General features: G+C 59.5%; 16 protein-coding genes. 10 read left to right on the top strand and 6 right to left on the bottom strand.

The window, feature by feature from the left end; all coding sequences use genetic code 11:
- Window positions 1–4: 4 nt before the first annotated feature.
- Both zipA and ligA read left to right on the top strand, forming a co-directional pair.
- Window positions 5–1,204 carry a cell division protein ZipA gene (gene zipA / locus BN4575_RS01115; RefSeq protein ID WP_068976794.1) on the top strand — a complete coding sequence of 400 codons (1,200 nt, stop codon included), beginning with the start codon at window positions 5–7 and terminating at the stop codon, window positions 1,202–1,204.
- Between the two features lie 100 nt (window positions 1,205–1,304).
- Complete coding sequence (ligA, locus tag BN4575_RS01110; protein ID WP_068976793.1) at window positions 1,305–3,311, top strand: NAD-dependent DNA ligase LigA; 2,007 nt, start codon at window positions 1,305–1,307, stop codon at window positions 3,309–3,311.
- 82 nt (window positions 3,312–3,393) lie between these two features.
- Here the strand turns inward: ligA and BN4575_RS01105 are convergent, their stop codons facing one another.
- Complete coding sequence (locus BN4575_RS01105) at window positions 3,394–4,368, bottom strand: ABC transporter substrate-binding protein (RefSeq protein ID WP_068976792.1); 975 nt, start codon at window positions 4,366–4,368, stop codon at window positions 3,394–3,396.
- Between the two features lie 447 nt (window positions 4,369–4,815).
- On the opposite strand from BN4575_RS01105, the gene nrdD reads away from it, so the two are divergent.
- The 5 genes from nrdD (at window position 4,816) to BN4575_RS01085 (ending at window position 8,614) form a co-directional block, all read left to right on the top strand.
- A complete protein-coding gene (nrdD, locus tag BN4575_RS01100; protein WP_068976791.1) occupies window positions 4,816–6,933 on the top strand; it encodes an anaerobic ribonucleoside-triphosphate reductase in 2,118 nt (705 codons plus the stop codon).
- Window positions 6,934–6,948: 15 nt separating this feature from the next.
- Complete coding sequence (locus tag BN4575_RS21590; RefSeq protein WP_141689680.1) at window positions 6,949–7,245, top strand: hypothetical protein; 297 nt, start codon at window positions 6,949–6,951, stop codon at window positions 7,243–7,245.
- Window positions 7,246–7,298: 53 nt separating this feature from the next.
- On the top strand, window positions 7,299–7,808 hold the full coding sequence (gene nrdG, locus BN4575_RS01095) for an anaerobic ribonucleoside-triphosphate reductase-activating protein (protein ID WP_068976790.1): 510 nt from the start codon (window positions 7,299–7,301) through the stop codon (window positions 7,806–7,808).
- A 64-nt stretch (window positions 7,809–7,872) separates the two neighbouring features.
- Entirely contained in the window at window positions 7,873–8,043 is a 171-nt protein-coding gene (locus BN4575_RS01090) for a YqaE/Pmp3 family membrane protein (RefSeq protein WP_005343870.1), read from the top strand.
- Window positions 8,044–8,221: 178 nt separating this feature from the next.
- Window positions 8,222–8,614 (top strand): TonB family protein, encoded by a 393-nt coding sequence (locus tag BN4575_RS01085; RefSeq protein WP_068976789.1) that lies wholly within the window; start codon window positions 8,222–8,224, stop codon window positions 8,612–8,614.
- Window positions 8,615–8,671: 57 nt separating this feature from the next.
- Here the strand turns inward: BN4575_RS01085 and BN4575_RS01080 are convergent, their stop codons facing one another.
- From BN4575_RS01080 to BN4575_RS01060, 5 genes are all read right to left on the bottom strand, one after another.
- A complete protein-coding gene (locus BN4575_RS01080; RefSeq protein WP_068976788.1) occupies window positions 8,672–9,028 on the bottom strand; it encodes an MliC family protein in 357 nt (118 codons plus the stop codon).
- A 99-nt stretch (window positions 9,029–9,127) separates the two neighbouring features.
- Window positions 9,128–10,000 carry a beta-1,6-N-acetylglucosaminyltransferase gene (locus BN4575_RS01075; protein ID WP_068976787.1) on the bottom strand — a complete coding sequence of 291 codons (873 nt, stop codon included), beginning with the start codon at window positions 9,998–10,000 and terminating at the stop codon, window positions 9,128–9,130.
- A 404-nt stretch (window positions 10,001–10,404) separates the two neighbouring features.
- Window positions 10,405–11,502, bottom strand: a complete 1,098-nt coding sequence (locus BN4575_RS01070) for a DUF2955 domain-containing protein (protein ID WP_256028854.1) — start codon at window positions 11,500–11,502, stop codon at window positions 10,405–10,407.
- 19 nt (window positions 11,503–11,521) lie between these two features.
- The gene (locus tag BN4575_RS01065; RefSeq protein ID WP_068976786.1) at window positions 11,522–12,577 is read right to left on the bottom strand and encodes an HlyD family secretion protein; all 1,056 of its coding nucleotides are present in this window, start codon (window positions 12,575–12,577) and stop codon (window positions 11,522–11,524) included.
- Between the two features lies 1 nt (window position 12,578).
- A complete protein-coding gene (locus BN4575_RS01060; RefSeq protein ID WP_068976785.1) occupies window positions 12,579–13,091 on the bottom strand; it encodes a MarR family transcriptional regulator in 513 nt (170 codons plus the stop codon).
- A 973-nt stretch (window positions 13,092–14,064) separates the two neighbouring features.
- Here BN4575_RS01060 and BN4575_RS01055 point away from each other — a divergent pair.
- The 3 genes from BN4575_RS01055 to BN4575_RS01045 are packed head-to-tail and all read left to right on the top strand — an operon-like array spanning window position 14,065 to window position 18,540.
- Window positions 14,065–15,381, top strand: a complete 1,317-nt coding sequence (locus tag BN4575_RS01055) for a 2-hydroxycarboxylate transporter family protein (protein WP_068976784.1) — start codon at window positions 14,065–14,067, stop codon at window positions 15,379–15,381.
- Window positions 15,382–15,403: 22 nt separating this feature from the next.
- A complete protein-coding gene (gene maeA, locus BN4575_RS01050) occupies window positions 15,404–16,954 on the top strand; it encodes an oxaloacetate-decarboxylating malate dehydrogenase (RefSeq protein WP_068976783.1) in 1,551 nt (516 codons plus the stop codon).
- A 17-nt stretch (window positions 16,955–16,971) separates the two neighbouring features.
- Window positions 16,972–18,540, top strand: a complete 1,569-nt coding sequence (locus BN4575_RS01045; protein ID WP_068976782.1) for an ATP-binding protein — start codon at window positions 16,972–16,974, stop codon at window positions 18,538–18,540.
- Window positions 18,541–18,542: the final 2 nt, after the last annotated feature.

Raw genomic sequence — 18,542 nt, 5'->3', positions numbered from 1 at the left:
GCTAATGCAGGAATTGCGTTACATCTTGGTTGCCCTGGGCGGTATTGCTATTGCGGCATTGCTCATTCACGGGTTGTGGAGCAACAAAAAGAATCGTCAGGCGCCGATCAAAGAGAAACCGGCCGGACGAATGGACTCGAAATCACGGGATCGTGATAACGACAGCTTCGACAGCGATGGCATCGGCCAGGTGCGCGTGGTCGCTGCTGGCCGTCGTGCCGAACCCAAATTGCACAGCGAAGAGAGCCGCCAGCCGGAGCTCGCTCGTCGTGCCACTGTTCCTGCGTTTGATGATGAAGACGAGGAAGAGGATCTGCCGCCGCCAGTGCTTCGCAAGCCTGCTGCCCGTCCGGTTCCGCCACCCCCTGTGTATCAGGAAGAAGAGGACGAATTTGACGAGCCTCTGCCAGAGCTTGCCGACGAGGTGCCTGCAGCCCCGGTGCGCAAGCCCGCTCAGGTGATCCGCCGCACCCCGGTACACCGTACTCGTCCCCAGCGCGAACCGATGATCCAGTCACTGGATGACGAACCGCTGGTCGAGCCTGCTTATGCTACCGCCCCGACCTTTGGGGTTCGTAGCGAGGCAGCCAGAACCGAGACTGCCCGTACCGAGAGTGTGCGCAGCGAAAATGTGCGTGCAGAACCGCTCCGTGCCCCCGAGCCGCAATATCAGCCGCAGCCCCGTTATGTGGCGCCTGAGCCGGTATATGAAGAGCCGGTCTATGTTGCTCCCGCTCCGGTAGTCGAAGAGCCGCGCATGGCGCCGCAACCGGTTGAGAAAATTTGGCAGGATGTCTATGTCATCAACCTGATGGGCCGTCCGGGTCATGATCTGCAAGGGGCAACCCTGTTGGCCTCTTTGATGGCGTTGGGCTTCAAATTCGGCGAGATGGATATTTTCCACCGTCACGAAGATCCCAATGGCAAGGGTGAAGTGCTTTTCTCGATGATCAATATGGTCAAGCCGGGTACCTTCAATCCGTATCGGATGGAGCAATTTACTACCCCGGGCGTGTCGCTGTTCATGCAACTGCCGCTGCGTAGCAATACCGCCTTTGCGTTCGAAGATATGCTGCAGGCGGCTGACCAGCTGGCCAGCGATCTCGATGCCATGCTGACGGATATGCATCGTAGCCCGTTGAGCGATGAAACCATCGCCCGCTACCGTCACGAACTGGCTACCTATGAGGCCAGTCGCGACTAATACGCCATACGGGTCGAATGAATAAAAAGTGCGGTACCCAGGTGCCGCATTTTTATTTCTACCCCTGGCTGGATTTTCAATCACACCTCGAGACTTCTCCATGAGCGAAACCCTCTCCCGCCACCGTCAATTGTGTGAACTGCTTACCGAATATGGTCATCAGTACTATGTGCTGGATAACCCCACAGTACCGGATGCCGAATACGATCGCCTGATGCGCGAACTGCTTGAACTTGAAGCGGCCCACCCCGAGCTGAAAACCCCGGCATCACCCAGCGTGCGGGTCGGCGGCCAGCCGCTGACTGCTTTTAGTCAGGTGCGCCACGAGATCCCCATGCTCAGTCTGGACAACGTATTCAGCAGCGAAGAGCTGCAGGCGTTCGAGCAGCGGATGAGCGATCGCCTCAAGCGTGAGGTGCGTTTCACCTTCTGCTGCGAGCCCAAGCTCGATGGTCTGGCGGTAAGCCTGCTCTATGTGGATGGTCAGCTGGTGCAGGCTGCCACCCGGGGTGATGGCGCCACCGGTGAGGAGATCACCGAAAACGTGCGTACCATCAAGGCCATTCCGCTGGTCTTGCGTGGTACTGGCTGGCCCGCCCGGCTGGAAGTGCGTGGCGAAGTTGTTATGCCCAAGGCCGGTTTCGAGGCGATGAACGCCAAGGCGCTGGCTGCTGGCGAGAAGGTGTTCGTCAACCCGCGTAACGCGGCTGCTGGCAGCCTGCGTCAGCTCGATTCGCGCATTACCGCCAGCCGTCCCCTGAGCTTTTATGCCTACGGGGTTGGCGTGGGTGGCGATCAGCTGGGCGACTCCCACTTTGGTCGTCTCAATCAGCTCAAAGCGTGGGGGCTGCCGCTCAGCGCTGAGGTGAAGCTCAAAGAGGGGGCCGCCGGTTGTCAGGCGTTCCACGACGACATTCTGCTCCGCCGTGGCGAGCTGCCCTATGAGATCGATGGGGTGGTCTACAAGGTCGATGCCATCGCCCTGCAAGAGGAGCTGGGCTTTGTCGCCCGCGCACCGCGCTGGGCGACCGCCCACAAGTTCCCAGCCCAAGAGGAGATGACGGAGCTGGAGAACGTCGAATTTCAGGTTGGCCGGACCGGCGCCGTGACCCCGGTGGCCAAACTCAAACCTGTGTTCGTTGGCGGCGTCACCGTTTCCAACGCCACCCTGCACAATGCCGACGAGATTGAGCGTCTCGGCGTGATGATCGGCGATACGGTGATCGTGCGCCGTGCCGGTGACGTGATCCCGCAGATCGTCGCCGTGGTGGAGGCGCAGCGCCCCTTTGATGCCCGCGCGATCCTGTTCCCGACCGAGTGTCCGGTCTGTGGCTCTGCGGTCGAGCGGCTGGAAGGGGAAGCGGTTGCCCGCTGCTCCGGTGGTTTGTTCTGCGAGGCGCAGCGTGCGGCGGCGCTCAAGCACTTCGCGGCGCGCCGCGCCATGGATGTGGATGGCCTCGGCGACAAGATTGTCGATCAATTGGTGGACAAGGGACTGGTGAAGACCCCGGCCGATCTGTTTCGCCTCAACGCCATCCAGTTGGCCGGTCTTGAGCGGATGGGGCAAAAGTCAGCGCTCAATTTGGTCGCTGCCATCGACAAGGCGCGCAGCACCACCCTGCCGCGCTTCCTGTTTGCCTTGGGGATCCGCGAGGTGGGGGAGGCGACCGCGCTTAATCTGGCCAATCACTTCCTCACCCTGGATGCCCTGCGCGCCGCTTCGGTAGAGCAGCTGCTAACGGTCGCCGATGTGGGGGACGTGGTAGCCAAGCATGTTTACTACTTCTTGCGCCAACCCCACAACGTGGAGGTGCTGGAGGCCTTGCTGGCCGCAGGCATCCACTGGCCAGTGATCGAGCAGAAAGAGGCAAGCGAGCAGCCCTTTGCTGGCAAGACCTTTGTGCTGACCGGTACCTTGACCATCCTCTCTCGCAACGATGCCAAGGCGGCGCTGCAGGCGCTGGGTGCCAAGGTGGCGGGTTCGGTATCTGCCAAGACCGATGTGCTGGTAGCGGGGGAAGCCGCCGGTTCCAAGCTGATCAAGGCTCAGGAGCTCGGCATCACCATCTGGACCGAAGAGGAGCTGCAACAGGCATTGCAGGGCTGAATAGCCCTCACCAAGCCTGCTGACCGCAGCACCCGATAAAAGAGAACCCGGCATGGCCGGGTTCTCTTTTTTGTTTGGGCGGTCACTCACGCCAGAGGATCTTGTGGCGCCATTTGTCGGGCACGGTGAGCTGCCAGCGGGCCAGTTCGCTCTTGCTGAAGACATACTCGCCGCGTAGGGCCGCGCGCGGGGAGAGGGTGCGGGGCAGGGTGCCCGCCAGTATGGTGTTGATCAGGGAGGCCGCTTGCATCCCCTGATCGTGGCCGTCCAGCACCAGCCCGCCGATGGCCATCCCCTTGCCGACGGTAAACTCCCAAAAGCAGAAAACGGGTACCGGACTGTTGGCGCTGGTCCACTCCAGCACCGTCTGTTCGCTCACATGCTTGCCCTGCTCGTCGATGAGCGTGTGGTAGAGGCCGAGGAAGATCGCCTGATAGCCGTTCTTCTTGGCGTTGAGCACCGCCTCCTGCCAGAGGCTGTAGTCGCCCATCAGCTGGCTATTGACCCGGGTTTGGCCGACCCGCAGTTCGGTCTGGGTCTTGAATTCATCCTCGATGGCAGTGAGCGCGACATTGCTGGAATCAAACAGCACCAGCGCCTTCTTGATACCACCCATCAGCTGGCTCATCTCGCTGATGTTGCGTTTGAGCAGGGGGCGTTCCAGCACGCCGGTGATCTTGGGGTGGCCGACAAAGCCCTTGAGGCGGGGGTTCTCGTTCATGCCGAGAAAGACCACTGGGGTGCCCAGTGAGGCGATCTCGTTGGCCAGATAGTTGATGGCATTGTCATCCCCCAGTACCACCAGATCCGGTTTGCTCTTGAGATAGAAGTCGATGGCCCGTTGGGCGATTTCATCAAACTCCTCCCGCGGATGGCGTTTGGTATCCATATAGAAGTGAGAAATCTGATGTTCCCCATCTAATCCGTCCAGCAAGCCTTTGTTATAACTCTGGTCCCAGCGGTATTCGGGATGGTAACTGCTGATCACCAGAATATGGGCGGCATAGAGCGGTAAAGATAGGCTGGTCAGCAGCAGTAACAGCAGCGACTTGAGCATAACGGCTCCGGTATCAAGGGATAGTGTGTACCTGCTCAGTATGTGTGGTTTTAGCTGGCACTGTCATCCCGAAATTGGTGCAGCGAGACGCGATTTTTTTTTCAGGTCTCAGGATCGGACGCCAGCCCGCACCACGCTTGAGGTTTGATTCGATTGGAGCTTTTTGTGGTTGGTCGTGAACTGTCCCGCTCGCTGAAAAACCTGTTCTGGATCAAGAAATGAGGAGGCGCTTTGGTGCCTAATAGACACCACATATGGGCATGCATTCGTTTTTAATCCCTATATGTTGTGTTATTAAGCTGTGCATAAGCTGTTCCCTTCCTATCTTCAGCCCAGGTTTGTCAAGCCTCGGCTGAATTTATTTGTGTCCAGGATGAGACGCCGGGAGGGGGGCCCAACAAGGGTGAGCCAAGGGCAGGTTGCCTGGCCTTTTAACGGGGAAAATCGATGAAACCGGTTGTGATCAAACGTGACGGATGTCGCGCACCATTCAATGCCCAGCTGATTGCAGAGGCGGTCAGCCGTGCGGCAGACGCGGTCAATCAGGCCAGTTCGGCTCTGGCACTGCGTATCTCAAGCGCGGTCAGTCAGGAGCTGGAAGGGCGTGGTGAAGTCGATATCCACGAGATCCAGAACCGGGTCGAAAACCACCTGATGGCCTCCGACGACAAGGCCATCGCCCGTGCCTATATCGAATATCGCCACGATCGGGATCAGGCCCGTGAGGCGCGCGGTCGTCTGGCGCAGGAGATCCGTGGTCTGGTCGAGCAGACCAACGCCGCCCTGCTCAACGAAAACGCCAACAAAGACTCCAAGGTGATCCCGACCCAGCGCGACCTGCTGGCCGGTATTGTCGCCAAGCACTATGCCACCAGCCACATGCTGCCCCGTGATGTGGTTCAGGCTCACGAGAGCGGTGATCTGCACTTCCACGATCTCGACTACTCTCCCTTCTTCCCGATGTTCAACTGCATGTTGATCGACCTGAAGGGGATGCTGACCCACGGCTTCAAGATGGGCAATGCGGAGATCGATACCCCGAAATCGATCAGCACCGCCACTGCCGTGACTGCCCAGATCATCGCCCAGGTGGCGAGCCACATCTATGGCGGCACCACCATCAACCGCATCGACGAGGTGCTGGCTCCCTATGTGACCATCAGCTGGCAGAAGCACCGTGAAGTGGCCGAAGAGTGGGGCATTGCCGATGTGGACGCCTACGCTATGGCCCGCACCGAGAAAGAGTGCTACGACGCCTTCCAGTCGCTGGAATACGAAGTAAACACCCTGCACACCGCTAACGGTCAGACCCCGTTTGTCACCTTCGGCTTTGGCCTGGGCGACTGCTGGGAGTCGCGCCTGATCCAGCGCGCCATCCTCAGCAACCGCATCGCTGGCCTTGGCAAGAACAAGAAAACTGCGGTGTTCCCGAAACTGGTGTTCGCCATCAAGGATGGCCTCAACCATAAGGTCGGGGACCCCAACTACGACATCAAGCAGCTGGCGCTGGAGTGTGCCTCCAAACGGATGTATCCGGATATCCTCAACTACGACCAGGTAGTGAAGGTAACCGGCTCCTTCAAGACCCCCATGGGCTGCCGCTCCTTCCTTGGCGCGTACGAGGAGAATGGTGAGCTGATCCACGAAGGCCGTAACAATATTGGCGTTGTGAGCCTCAACTTGCCGCGTATCGCGTTGAAATCCCGTGATGAAGCGGACTTCTGGGATCGTCTGGATGCTGCCTTGCGGGTGGCCAAGAAGGCGCTGATGTACCGTATCGAGCGGCTCGACGGGGTCAAGGCCCGGGTTGCGCCGATCCTCTATATGGAAGGGGCTTGCGGTGTGCGTCTGAAGGCAGACGATAACGTCAGCGAGATCTTCAAGAACGGCCGCGCCTCGATTTCGCTCGGTTATATCGGGGTGCACGAGACCATCAATGCCCTGTTTGGCGGCGATACCCATCTGTTCGATAGCGAGATGCTGCGCCAAAAGGCGATCGCCATCATCGAGCGTCTCAAGGCGGCGACCGATGCGTGGAAGGACGAGACCGGCTACGGTTTCAGCCTCTACTCCACCCCGAGCGAGAACCTCTGCACCCGTTTCTGCCGCATCGATGCCAAAGAGTTTGGCGTGGTATCCGGCGTGACCGACAAGGGTTACTACACCAACAGCTTCCACCTCGATGTGGAGAAGCAGGTCAACCCGTACGACAAGCTGGACTTCGAGGCGCCCTATCCGCCCATCGCCAGCGGCGGCTTCATCTGCTATGGCGAGTACCCCAACATCCAGCACAATCTGGAAGCGCTGGAAAACGTCTGGGACTACAGCTATGACAAGGTGCCCTATTACGGTACCAACACTCCCATCGACGAGTGCTACGACTGCGGCTTTACCGGCGAGTTCGAGTGCACTTCCAAGGGCTTTACCTGCCCGCGCTGCGGCAACCACGACCCCGCCAAGGTGTCGGTGACCCGCCGTGTCTGCGGCTACCTCGGCAGCCCGGATGCGCGCCCCTTCAATGCGGGCAAGCAGGAAGAAGTGAAGCGCCGCGTCAAACATATGTGAGCAAGGAGGCTTAGAGTGACACCAAAATTTAGCAATATAGACCTTGAACTTTTATGTCCCGGTTGTGGAGGCAATTATCTGCATCATAGGAAGGTTGAGGTCTTTTCTAGAGAAGAAGATGCTGCAACAGGCTTAAAGGTGACGGTTGAACATTTGAGCATGTCTACTGATACGACTTTGGAAGGGAATCCAAGTAGAAGAAGAGATGGGCTTAAGGTCTATTTTGATTGTGAGTTTTGTGATGCGAAACCAGTGTTAAGACTCTATCAGCATAAAGGTTTTTCATACCTAGAGATGGATTCTGACGATTAGGGAATGAGCTGCTTCAGATTTACTGCGATTTTATAGCGCACTGGAAAATTGAGATGCACTACCACCAGTACTACCCGGTCGATGTGATCAACGGCCCCGGCACCCGCGCCACCCTATTTGTCTCGGGTTGCGAGCATCAGTGCCCGGGCTGCTATAACCAGAGCACCTTGCGGCTCGATGGCGGCCAGCCGTTCGATGAGGCGATGAGCGATCGCATCATTGCGGATCTCAACGACAGCCGCATCAAACGGCGAGGTCTGTCGCTCTCCGGCGGCGATCCGCTCCACCCTGCCAACGTGCCCCACGTGCTGGCGCTGGTGAAGCGGGTGCGCGCCGAGTGTCCGGGCAAGGATATCTGGTGCTGGACCGGCTATCGGCTGGGCGAGCTCTCCGCTGCCCAGCGCGAGCTGGTTGCCTTGCTGGATGTGTTGGTGGATGGCCGCTTTGAAAAAGCGCTGGCGGACCCGGGTCTGCTGTGGCGTGGCAGCAGCAATCAGCAGATCCACGACCTCAACGCCTGGCGTGAAACGGGTGAGCGGATCCCCTGTCTGGTTTGCAGTTGAAGACCGGGATGTTTATGGTTAGCCCATCCCTGTTTCGACGACATCATTGACGAGGAGAGCCGAGATGAACAATCTGCTCAAGATCCTGTTGGCCATTTTCCTGCCCCCTGTGTGTGCTTTTATTCAGGTGGGTTTTAGCCTGCACTTTTTAATCAACATTGTGCTGACCCTGCTGGGCGGTCTGCCTGGCATGGTCCATGCGCTCTGGCTGGTGGTGAGCGACAAGCGCGGCTGATGCCACCGGCTGACTAATGAGCCCATTGACGATAAAAGGGCCAACCTCTCGGGGTTGGCCCTTTTGTTCATGTTCATACGAATACTTTTTCGTTAGGATGGGTGACTGACCAATTGGGGCGCGCGTTGAGCGTCCTGCAGTCCGGCAACAAGAGCCGGCAAAGAACAGGGAGCGTTATATGAAGTGGAAAGTCGCAGTATGGTCAGGTCTGGCAGTGACACTGTTGTTGGGGTGCTCATCCCGTCAGGAGGTGGCGCGCGAGCGCGCTCCGATCGTTATCCCCCTTGAGCAGCTTTCCAGCTACTGGATTCAGGAAAATAAGTGGTCATGGTTCGGTGATGATCAACCGGTATTGCCTGCCAAACCAGTCAAGGGATTCGTGGAAGTGCGTTACCAGATCGACTCCAACGGTACGCCAATCAAGCCGCAAGTGGTGGCCGCTGATCCCCCCGGCGAGCTGGAGCAGAGCGCGCTGGCGACCCTTTCGCGGATCCGCTATAGCCCGGCAGAGGGCAACCCGGATGCCATTCCGGTCGAGGTGATCAACCGCTTCGACATCGAGATCAACTGATCCCCCCGGCACTCTGATACCAGCGAAACAGAGACCCCGGCCAGGCCGGGGTTACGTTTATTGCTGTTTGCAGTCACGATAGACGGTCTGCCACTCACCGTTTTTGTCACGCATCTCGACAAAGCCCTCACTCCCCTTGTTCCACCAGACGGCCTCATGCTCGTCCGTATAGCGGGCACCGGAGGCCGAGATGGCCTGGGGCAGGGTGTAATCCTTGCCATCGGGCAGCGACAACTTGATAAAGCCGAGGCTCTCGTCGGAGAGGGAGAAGTAGCGCACCTGCACCTTCTTGCCCTGCTCGCACTGGTAGCTGACCGGCTCGCCACCGGTGACGGAGAGGGAATTACCCTGATTACAGCCAGCGAGCCCCCCGATCGCCAGCATGCCGATGGTCATCATATGAGCTTTTTTCATGATTGCAGTCCCATTTATGTCATCCGAGCATGAGACTAACAGCTTGATGATGATCTGCAATGGCTGCTCTGGCGTCTGCGTCGGTAGTTGTCCGGAGCCTCACGCCAGCGCAGGCTCGGCTCGGGCGGTATCTGCCACCGGTTGGGCCAGCACCCCTTCCAGAATGTCGAGGATCTGGCTGTCGATGGTCTCATCGAACTTGCGAGCGAACAGATGATCGCTTTGCAGCAGGGCCGTGGCATCTTCCGCCAGATAGTCCCGCGGCCTTAGCTTGATGTCTCCCATGGGGATCCAGTCGATGGCCCGCTTGTCGTCGTTGACGATGCGGCCCTGATAGCTGGTGTTCATGATCACTGTCTGGAAGAACCCCTCATCGGCGATCAGGGTGTTCTGGTAGAAGCTTTTGAAGCGATCCACCTCGGGGCTGTGGCTGACAAACTCACAGAATGCGCGGCTCAGGATCATCCACTGGTTGCCAATGTAGGGGATGACCCCCTCCAGATAGGGGCGGGTGGCGACCTGTTCACAGATCAGTTCCCGCTCAGTCTCGGTCACATAGTGATCGATGCGGTGCAGGGTATCGGGGCGCAGTTTGCGTTGATCGAGCACTTTGAGGAAATCTTTGCCGCTGTGGTCGCGCAAGAAGCGGTGGATTTGCTCCTGAGTGCGCAGCGGAAAGTCCTGGGCGCTCAGATTGATGAAGAACTCCCATTCCACACCCTGTTTCAGCAGTGCCGCTATGCCGCGCAATTCGGCATCCACCAGACTGTATCCTCCCCACAGCGCATTCTTGCTCGCGAGCAGCGAGGCATTGGGATAGTCGCTAAGGAATCCGGCGATCTCCTGCTGCAGCTCAGGGCCCGAGCTTTTATCGACGTGGATCAGGTAGTGATTACTGTCGTGGTAAATCGCCTTGAACAGGCGCTTGAACTGGTCGGGATAGCGATGAACCAGAATGAGGTAGGCAATCATGGCGGTGTGTCCTGTGTTGGCGGCAGGGCAGCGCCAAACAGCAGGCAGCCTCAGGCGAATGGCTTGAAGCGGGTTACCGTCGGGCTGACCATTGTCGCAATAAAAGAGAGTGAAACGCATATGGCAACAGTGAGAGCAGGCTGCGACAGGGGGAGATGCGCCTTATGGCATCGGGTCAATACAGCCGATCTGGCAACGTCAGGTTGAGGATGAGAGGGAGGCAAGGGGTGCCCAGGCGGGTGACTCTTTTGCATGACAAGCCTGTCATCAGGTGCAGAGCGCAAGCAGCCGGTAAGTGAGGGGGCACAGTAGCACGGTTCGGGCGGGCGGCGTCATATATCGCCGCTGCCGGATGAAAACTGTTCAATGGAGTCCGGGTTTGGCCTCTACATCCCGACCGGAAATCAATAGCCAAAGCGGGTCGCCTCGCAGCGGTTGAGCAGCCGGTGGACGAGGTAGCAGGCCAGCAGGGTGACGACGATGGCAAACAGGATGCTGCTCACCCGGTAGAGGGCGCTGAACACCAGATCGTTACCCGGGGTGAGGTATTGGCCAAACAGAATGCCGAGGGTGGTGAGGGCGCCAAAGCCGACCCCCGAGCCGCCTGCCTCCTTGACGTGGGCATGGCTGAACAGCATGGCGCCGAGCCACAGCAGCGGGGCGACCAGCAACAGTTGTCCTGACCAGTCATAGAGCACCAGCTGGCCGAGTAGGCCGAAGGTGACCCCCAGCAAGGTGCCCATCGCCCGTTTGCGGGCATAACTGAGGGCGCCGTTCCAGTGCATGGGGAACAGCACCAGCAAGGTGGTGGCCTGGGCAGACATGGAGTCGCGCAGGTCAAACACCTGAAACACCAGAAACGACAGGGTGGCAACCGTGGCTCCCAGCAGCGCCTCGTGGCGCATCCGGTGCGGCGCCTTGGGGGCAGAGGTGGGCTTGGGTCTGGCTTCCACATCGGGGATCAGCATGGTCATCAGATAGGCGATCAGCACTGACAGCACGCTCGCCCAGGTATTGTTGAGGATCAGATCGTTGAGGTCGGTCTGCGGATAGCTGGCAAAGTGCAGCATGATGCTGAGGCTCAGCACCCCGTTGGCCCCGAACAGAAACAGGCTACCCCGCGACATGGCGGCGAAACGGTAGAGAAACAGCAGAAAGGCGATGGGGGTCATCAGCGCCGGATGGCTGCCAAACAGCCCTCCCAACAGGCCGACCTCCACACCACAGACCACCGCCGCCGCGATCAGCTGGCGCGCTGCATGGCCATTCATCACCGGCACCATCCCCAGCAGCAGCACGGGAGTGACCGTGTAGAAGACCCCGTAACCCCAGCCAAACAGCTTGCAGAGCAGAAAGCCCGTGGTGCAGCCAAAGGCGATGCGCAGGCACTGGCGCAGCTCGTTACCAGTGAGGGGCCGATACCAGAGGTGGGAGGCAGCCCCGCCGCTGGGGTGGGCCGAGGCGGTATTGGCCGACGGCTGAATGGCGTGATGAGTAGACACGTTGTTAGTAGACACTTGCTTAATAGACATAGTGCAGCAGGCTGAGCAGGTGGATCTGGCCCCGTGCCAGCATGGCAGTCAGGGCATTGTCCGGCAGCAGTTGCACCGTGGCCCGCGCACCGGCTGGCAGATGGTCGGGGAGCTGGTCCAGCTCAAGGTGCAGCCGCATCCGCTGGGCATCCCGTACCCAGCGATCCGACTCCACCGGTGCAGCCAGCCGACCATTGGCATCAAACTGACCGGCACTCACCCCGGCATCCAGACTACTCACCCGGGCAGAATAGATCTGACCCGGCTCGCCATCGAAGGCGACCAGTGCGCGGGTTTGCTCGCCGACATGGCGCAGGCTCTTCTCCCGAAAATCGGCAATGACATCCACCTGTTCCGATACCAGCGCCAGCAGCGGGTTGCCCGCGCTGGCGATACTGCCCGGCTTGAGCTGCAGGTTGGTGATGGTGCCATCCTGATCCGCGTGGACCCGGCTGTAAGAGAGGGCCAGCTCCGCTTGCGCCAGCTTGTTGCTGGCCTGGCGCAGCAGCAGGTTGCCATCGCCCATCACACCACGGCTGGCTTGGATCTGGGCCAGTTTGGCCTGACTGGCGCGCAGGTTGGCCTGCGCGCTGCGCAGGGTGCTGTCAGCCTCATCTTTTTGTTGTAGCGAAACCATATGGCGTTGAAACAGGGCATCGGTGCGCTCAGCCTCGCGCCACTTCTGGTTGGCCAGGGTCTCCTTGGCGTTGATGTCGGCAACGGCGGCCGTCAGCGCGGCATCAAGTTCACTGTTCTGTTGTTCGGCCTGTGCCAAAGCCAGGCGGGCCTGCTCCACTGCCAGCGCGAAGGGCTCGGGATCGAGCGTAAACAGCAGATCCCCTTTCTTGACCTGCTGGTTGTTGTGCACGGCGACCTCGATCACCTTGCCGCTCACCTGGGGGGCCAGCTTGGTCACCACCCGAGTCGCCATCGCCTGAGGGGTGAGGGGCATCAGCAGATCGGCTATCAGAAAATAGGCAAAAAGGGCGGCAAAGCCGGCCATGGACCATTTGATCCAGCGGGTAAATTGTTGATCCGGGGTCATCTTATTCTCTCTCTGTGTCGGTCTCGGGAGGGCTTGTATCGCCTCCTGCCTGTCGGTCGTGGTGCTGTTCAATTTTGCTGATGGCGTTGGCCGAGATCCGCTGCACCGTGGCTTCAAACAGTTGCAGGGTCTGTTCGTCGATGCCCCCCAGCAGCTCCCGGCGGATATTCATGATGCGGTCGGCGATCTGATCGAGCAGGGTCTGGCCAGCCGGGGTCACACAGACGATGCGGGCCCGCTTGTCCTGACTGCAGCAGTGGCGTTCAATCAGCCCCTGCTCTTCCAGCTGGCCCAGGGTGCGCATCAGGGAGGGCAGTTCTATTTCGAGGGCTTCGGCCAGGGTCTTCTGGCTGACATGGTTTCCCATGCGGGAGAGCTTCCACAGTGCGGTCCAGCGGGGATGGGTGAGGCCAAGGGGGGCCAGCTCCAGATCGGCGGCAGTACGCCATAGCCGGTGCATCCGCGCTATCTGCTCGGCGAGCGACAGCTCGCGCAACCTTTCCAGATCCGTCATCTTCTCATCCTTAACGTACTTAGCCTGCTAAGTATTCTACTTGTTTAGCAGGCTAAGTAAATAGTGTGATTCGGATCATGTTTCTGGTCGGATCTTTCGTCGGGGTGGGTAAGTGGCATTCGAGCCCCTGATATTATTTGCGGCACTTATCCGCTTGTGGCTCTTTTATCGCTCCCGAGATAGCGCCATGAATGGAGGATATCCGGCGGATATTTTCATGAAATTTTCAGGTTCAGCGAGCAGCGCTTTTTTTATCCGCTAATATTGATGGGGTTATAAAATAAGGGGAAACCGGTTGTGGATGGATATGACAGTGGATGTGTGTATCTGGCAATTGAAACGCTGTTGAGTGATGGGGAATACGGTGCAGAGTCACATCATGGGATGAATCGGGAGGGCACTGTCAGAAGTACCGATATCAGTCATGATTTTGACCCCGCCAATATTCCACTGTTGTTGGCAGAATAGACCTGATCGTGTGCAAGCCTTGTGAGTTCAAGCCAGTGCTGTGGTATTCGCTGGCTTGGCTCATCGTTATGTTAATTATCTCCGTTTGCTCTCCCCTCCTGCCGCCGCGCCCCCCCTCTTTGCCTTGAAAACCCAGTGTAGCCAGCGGTTACAGTCACTTCGTTCTTATGGTTAAACCCGCTGAATGTCACTCATGGTGGTTGATGGGAGGGCATGGTCGCGAGGCTTTTCATCTGGCTCTGTTATTGCTTCAACATAACCAGACCATTCTGGCGCTATTAGTACTTTGCAATAAAACAACGGTCATTCGCGTCGCTCGATTTATCCCCCAAGCCCTTTGCCGGGTATCGCCGCCGTGACTTGCAGGGTATTGGATTACGGGGTCGGGCAGCGTCATGATGTTTAAGTTTTTAATGTTTTTATATGGCTTTGCAGTCTGGCTAACCGACAGCGGGATGGGGGATCAATAAAGTAGCAGCCACAATCACACGCAGAGCACATAACAATGAAAAACCTCTCGACCCTACAAACCACACAAGAAAAGGCCGCCCTGCTGGGCGGCCAACAAATTGCCGGTATGCCGCTCTTTATATTTCTCGGGCTGGCGACCTGCGTTCTATTTTCCGGCTGGAATGGCTCATTGCCCCTTGGCATGGTCGGTGCGCTGGCACTGATGTTCGTGCTGGGCACCCTGCTGACCGAGCTGGGTGAGCGGATCATGCCGATCCGCGAATATCTGGGGGGCGGCACCATTCTCGCCATCTTTGGCGGCGCCGCCCTGTTTGAATATCAGCTGCTGCCGGTGCAGGCGGGGCAGGTCATCACCAACTTCATGAAGGAGGGGGGCTTTCTCAACTTCTTTATCGCTAGTCTGGTGACCGGTTCGGTGTTTGGCATGAGCAGTGCGTTGCTGAAAAATGCTGCCATGCGCTATCTGCCGGTGATCCTCGGTGGCGTGACGCTGGCACTGTTGAGTGTTGGCTTCGTCGGCTCCCTGATGGGCTATGGCTTCAAGAATGCCGTGCTGCTGATTGGCCTGCCGATCATGGGGGGCGGCATGGGGGCGGGAGCTGTGCCTCTGGTAGAGATCCTCTCCGGCCCGATGCAGATGTCCAGTGCCGATCTGTTGTCACGGATGGTGCCAGCGGTGGTGATCGCCAATACCCTGGCGATTCTGGTGGGCTCCCTGCTGGTGCGGCTCGGTCGCCGTTACCCTTCCCTGACCGGCAACGGCAAGCTGATGATCAAGGATAATGGCGAGAGCCTTGCTGACGAGCAGGTGGAAGCACCGACCCTGCAGAGTTTGGGGATGGGGCTCTTTATCAGCTCCAGCATGTTCGTGTTGGGTTCATTGCTGGGCAACTTCATCCCCATGCACCCCTTCGCCCTGATGATCCTGGCGGTTGCCTTTATCAAGGTGAGCGGCCTGTTGCCGCGCCGTTATGAGCAGGCGGCGGCCGACTGGTATCAGTTTGTGGTGAGCAATCTTACCCCCTCCCTGCTGGTGGGGATCGGGGTCGCCTACACCAGTATTCCGGAGCTTGTTAGCGCCTTCTCCATCAGCTACTTCGTGCTGGTCATGGTCACCGTGATCGGTGGCGCCCTCGGTGCGGCGCTGGTGGGCCGGATGATCGGTTTCTATCCCATCGAGGCGGCCATCACTGGCGGGCTCTGCATGGCCAACATGGGCGGCACCGGCGATGTGGCGGTGCTCTCTGCGGCCCAGCGGATGAAGCTGATGCCGTTTGCCCAGATCTCCTCTCGTCTTGGCGGTGCTGTGATGCTGATTTTGGCCACTGCCCTTATCTCTCTTATCGCGTGATCACCGAATACAGGAAACAGACATGAACGACATCATGATGGGCACCAGCCTGCCCTATGCAGAACGCAAGCGCCAAGGTGTGCGCGGTCGCATGCCCCACAAAGAGGAGTCCCTCTCCCAGCAGCGGCGCCGGATCTATCGCTTGGTCAGTGCCATGCAGAGCCCGTTCGATCAACACCTGCTGCTGCGCCAGCTGCAGGAGGACAACCCGGTGCTCTTCTACGATCTGGTGCGCCACCACCTGCCGGAACTGCTGCCGATCATCTATACCCCGGTGGTGGGGGAGGCGTGCCAGCGCCACAGTGACCTCTATCTGCGCAGCCACGGCCTCTACCTCTCCTGGCACGATCGGGATGATCTGGACGATATCCTCGAGTCGGTGGAGCAGGAGGTGGACGTGATCGTCATCTCCGATGGGGAGCGGGTGCTGGGGCTTGGCGATCTCGGCATCGGTGGCATGGGGATCTGCATCGGCAAGCTGGCGCTCTACTCTGCTGCTGGCGGCATCAACCCAGCGCGCACCCTGCCGCTCTGTGTCGATGTGGGCACCAACAACCCCGAGCTGCTGGAGGATGACTCCTACCTTGGCTGGCAATCCCAGCGCATCGATGGCGAGAGCTATTACCACTTCATGGATCAGGTGGTGGCTGCCATTCGCAAACGCTGGCCGCAAGTTGTGCTGCAGTTTGAGGATTTCGCCGGCAAACATGCCGCCAACCTGCTGACCCGCTATCGGGATGAGCTCTGCATGTTCAACGATGACATCCAGGGCACGGCGGCGGTGGCTTCTGCCTGCGTGCTGGCCGGTTTGCAGCAGGCGGGCACCTCTTTGCGTGATGCCCCTGTGTTGATTGTCGGCGCGGGCTCTGCCGGTTGCGGCATCGCCGCCATGCTGGCCCAGCTGGCGGGGGGCAGCGATGGCGTCTGGCTGTTTGATCAGGATGGGGTGGTTTGTGGCGATCGTCCCACTCTGACCCGTGCCCAGCAGCCATTTGCCCGCGCCGTGGAGGAGGCCAACAGCTCGCTGCTGGAGACCATCCGCCAAGTGCGCCCGGCGGTCTTGATCGGGGTGAGCGGCCAGGGTGGCCTCTTTACCCGTGAGGTGTTGCAGGCGATGGGGGAGGTGTGCGAGCAGCCGGTGATCCTGCCGCTCTCCAACCCGACCCGCAGCGCCGAGGCAACACCCGAGCAGGTATGGGAGGCCACCGCTGGCCGCGCTCTGCTGGCCACAGGCAGCCCCTTTGCGCCGGTGATTGTGGCAGGGGATCGGCGGGTGGTTTCCCAGTGCAACAACGTCTATGTCTTTCCGGGTATTGGTCTGGGGGCCTGCGCGGTCAAGGCGCGCCGCATCAGCGATGGCATGTTGCTGGCCGCAGTGCGGGCGGTCGGAGCCTATCCGTTGCTGGCTGGGCGGTTGTTACCCCCCATCGAACAGGTTGGGGAGGTGGCCCGGGCGGTCGCCAGCGCGGTGGCACTGGTTGCCCGCGAGGAGGGATTGGCCGATTTTAGTGGCGATCCGGCACCTTTGATTGACCAGACCTGGTGGCATCCGCACTATTGGGTCGCATCCTGACGTTTTAAGGTTCTTGCATGAAACTTCGCCATCAGCTGGTCACCCTTTCACTCGGGCTCTCCCTGCTGCTGATCCTCATCCTGGGTAGTCTGCTCGCCCTCTTTATCCGCCATCTGCTGGAGAGCAACCTGCAGGAGAAGGGGAGCGATCTGGCCCGGGTCATGGCGGCCGACACCCGGGTGGTAGCAGCCTTGCGCAAGGGGGGTGATCCTACTCTGCGGGATTATATGGAGGGCGTCAGTAGCCGCACCGACGCCACCTATATGGTGGTGACCGACGAACATGGTCGTCGTCTCAGCCATCCCAAGCCGGAGCTGGTGGGGCAGAAGTTCCGTGGCGAGGATATCTGGCCCGCGTTGCAGGAGCGGCGCAGCTACTGCTCCAAGGATCGGGGTACCATGGGATTGGCGATCCGCTGCTTCTCGCCGGTGCTGGGGGCGGATGGCCGCACCATGGGGGCTGTGGTGGTCGGTTATCTGATGCAGCAGGTGGAGGGTATCTATATGGAGCGGGTGGCCCTGCTTATCAGCGCCATAGTAGCGGTGCTGGGGTGCGGCCTGCTGCTGGCGCTCTGGGTGCAATACCTGCTGCGCAAGACCTTGCTGGATCTGGAGCCAGAGACCATTGTGCGGCGCTTCACCCTGCAGGATCTGGTGCTGGAGCACATCACCGAAGGGGTGATTGCCCTTGATGGCCACGGCCATATCAGCATGATCAACAGTACCGCCAGTTATCAGCTACGGTTGCCGGCCACTGGGCGTCACGCTCTGCTGGGGCAGTCACTGGCGGAGCTGGTGCCGCCGCTTGCCCCCTGTCTGGATCAGGAAGCCGGGGAGGTGAGTTTCACCATTCAGGGGGAGTCCTTCGTTGGTCGCTGGCAGGCGGTGCAGGGCAAGGTACCGGGTCGGCTGCTGATCTTCAGCCGACCTGAAGTGGCCGCCAGTCTGGGGGTGCAGGTGACCCACTTGCGTCAGTATGCCGAGATGCTGCGGATGCAGAGCCACGAGTTTGCCAACAAGCTGAGCAGCCTTTCTGGCCTGTTGCAGCTGGGTCATGTGGATCAGGCGGTGGAGCTGATCCAGCAGGAGAACGAAGCGTGCCAGACCATGTTGCAGGAGTTGCTGCGGTTAATCGACAACAAACCGGTGGCGGGGCTTATTCTTGGCAAGTTCAGCCGGGCCCGCGAGCTGGGGGTGACCCTGGAGCTCGATCCCGACTCGGCGCTGGCGGAGTATCCGGCCTCGGTCTCGGCCGATCTCATCACGCTCATTGGTAACTTGTTGGACAACGGCCTGCAGGCGGCCTGGCGCAATCGGCAGCAGCGGCCGCCCCGGGTGCTGCTCTCTCTGTGCGATGTGGGGCGGCGGTTGGTGATTGAGGTAGAGGACAGCGGCGAAGGGGTGGATGAAGAGCTGGCCGATCATCTGTTCGATTACGGGGTGAGCCGCCAGAGTGGTGATCACGGGGTTGGCCTGTTCCTGGTCAAGGAGACCGTGGGGCGACGTGAGGGTGTGATAGAATGGCGACGAACCGCCGAGCAGACCACCCTGTTTGGTATCTACTTGAATAAAAACCAATTAATGTGAGC

The organism is Aeromonas sp. EERV15 (assembly GCF_900079845.1).
Lineage (GTDB): Bacteria > Pseudomonadota > Gammaproteobacteria > Enterobacterales > Aeromonadaceae > Aeromonas > Aeromonas sobria.
Note: the sequence above shows the minus strand (reverse complement) of the source record. Positions and strands in the feature narration are given on the sequence as shown.

Excerpts from the sequence above, each read along its gene's own strand:
- zipA (WP_068976794.1), top strand. The coding sequence starts at position 5 with ATGCAGGAATTGCGTTACATCTTGGTTGCCCTGGGCGGTATTGCTATT.
- ligA (WP_068976793.1), top strand. The coding sequence starts at position 1,305 with ATGAGCGAAACCCTCTCCCGCCACCGTCAATTGTGTGAACTGCTTACC.
- BN4575_RS01105 (WP_068976792.1), bottom strand. The coding sequence starts at position 4,368 with ATGCTCAAGTCGCTGCTGTTACTGCTGCTGACCAGCCTATCTTTACCG.
- nrdD (WP_068976791.1), top strand. The coding sequence starts at position 4,816 with ATGAAACCGGTTGTGATCAAACGTGACGGATGTCGCGCACCATTCAAT.
- nrdG (WP_068976790.1), top strand. The coding sequence starts at position 7,299 with ATGCACTACCACCAGTACTACCCGGTCGATGTGATCAACGGCCCCGGC.
- BN4575_RS01090 (WP_005343870.1), top strand. The coding sequence starts at position 7,873 with ATGAACAATCTGCTCAAGATCCTGTTGGCCATTTTCCTGCCCCCTGTG.
- BN4575_RS01085 (WP_068976789.1), top strand. The coding sequence starts at position 8,222 with ATGAAGTGGAAAGTCGCAGTATGGTCAGGTCTGGCAGTGACACTGTTG.
- BN4575_RS01080 (WP_068976788.1), bottom strand. The coding sequence starts at position 9,028 with ATGAAAAAAGCTCATATGATGACCATCGGCATGCTGGCGATCGGGGGG.
- BN4575_RS01075 (WP_068976787.1), bottom strand. The coding sequence starts at position 10,000 with ATGATTGCCTACCTCATTCTGGTTCATCGCTATCCCGACCAGTTCAAG.
- BN4575_RS01065 (WP_068976786.1), bottom strand. The coding sequence starts at position 12,577 with ATGACCCCGGATCAACAATTTACCCGCTGGATCAAATGGTCCATGGCC.
- BN4575_RS01060 (WP_068976785.1), bottom strand. The coding sequence starts at position 13,091 with ATGACGGATCTGGAAAGGTTGCGCGAGCTGTCGCTCGCCGAGCAGATA.
- BN4575_RS01055 (WP_068976784.1), top strand. The coding sequence starts at position 14,065 with ATGAAAAACCTCTCGACCCTACAAACCACACAAGAAAAGGCCGCCCTG.
- maeA (WP_068976783.1), top strand. The coding sequence starts at position 15,404 with ATGAACGACATCATGATGGGCACCAGCCTGCCCTATGCAGAACGCAAG.
- BN4575_RS01045 (WP_068976782.1), top strand. The coding sequence starts at position 16,972 with ATGAAACTTCGCCATCAGCTGGTCACCCTTTCACTCGGGCTCTCCCTG.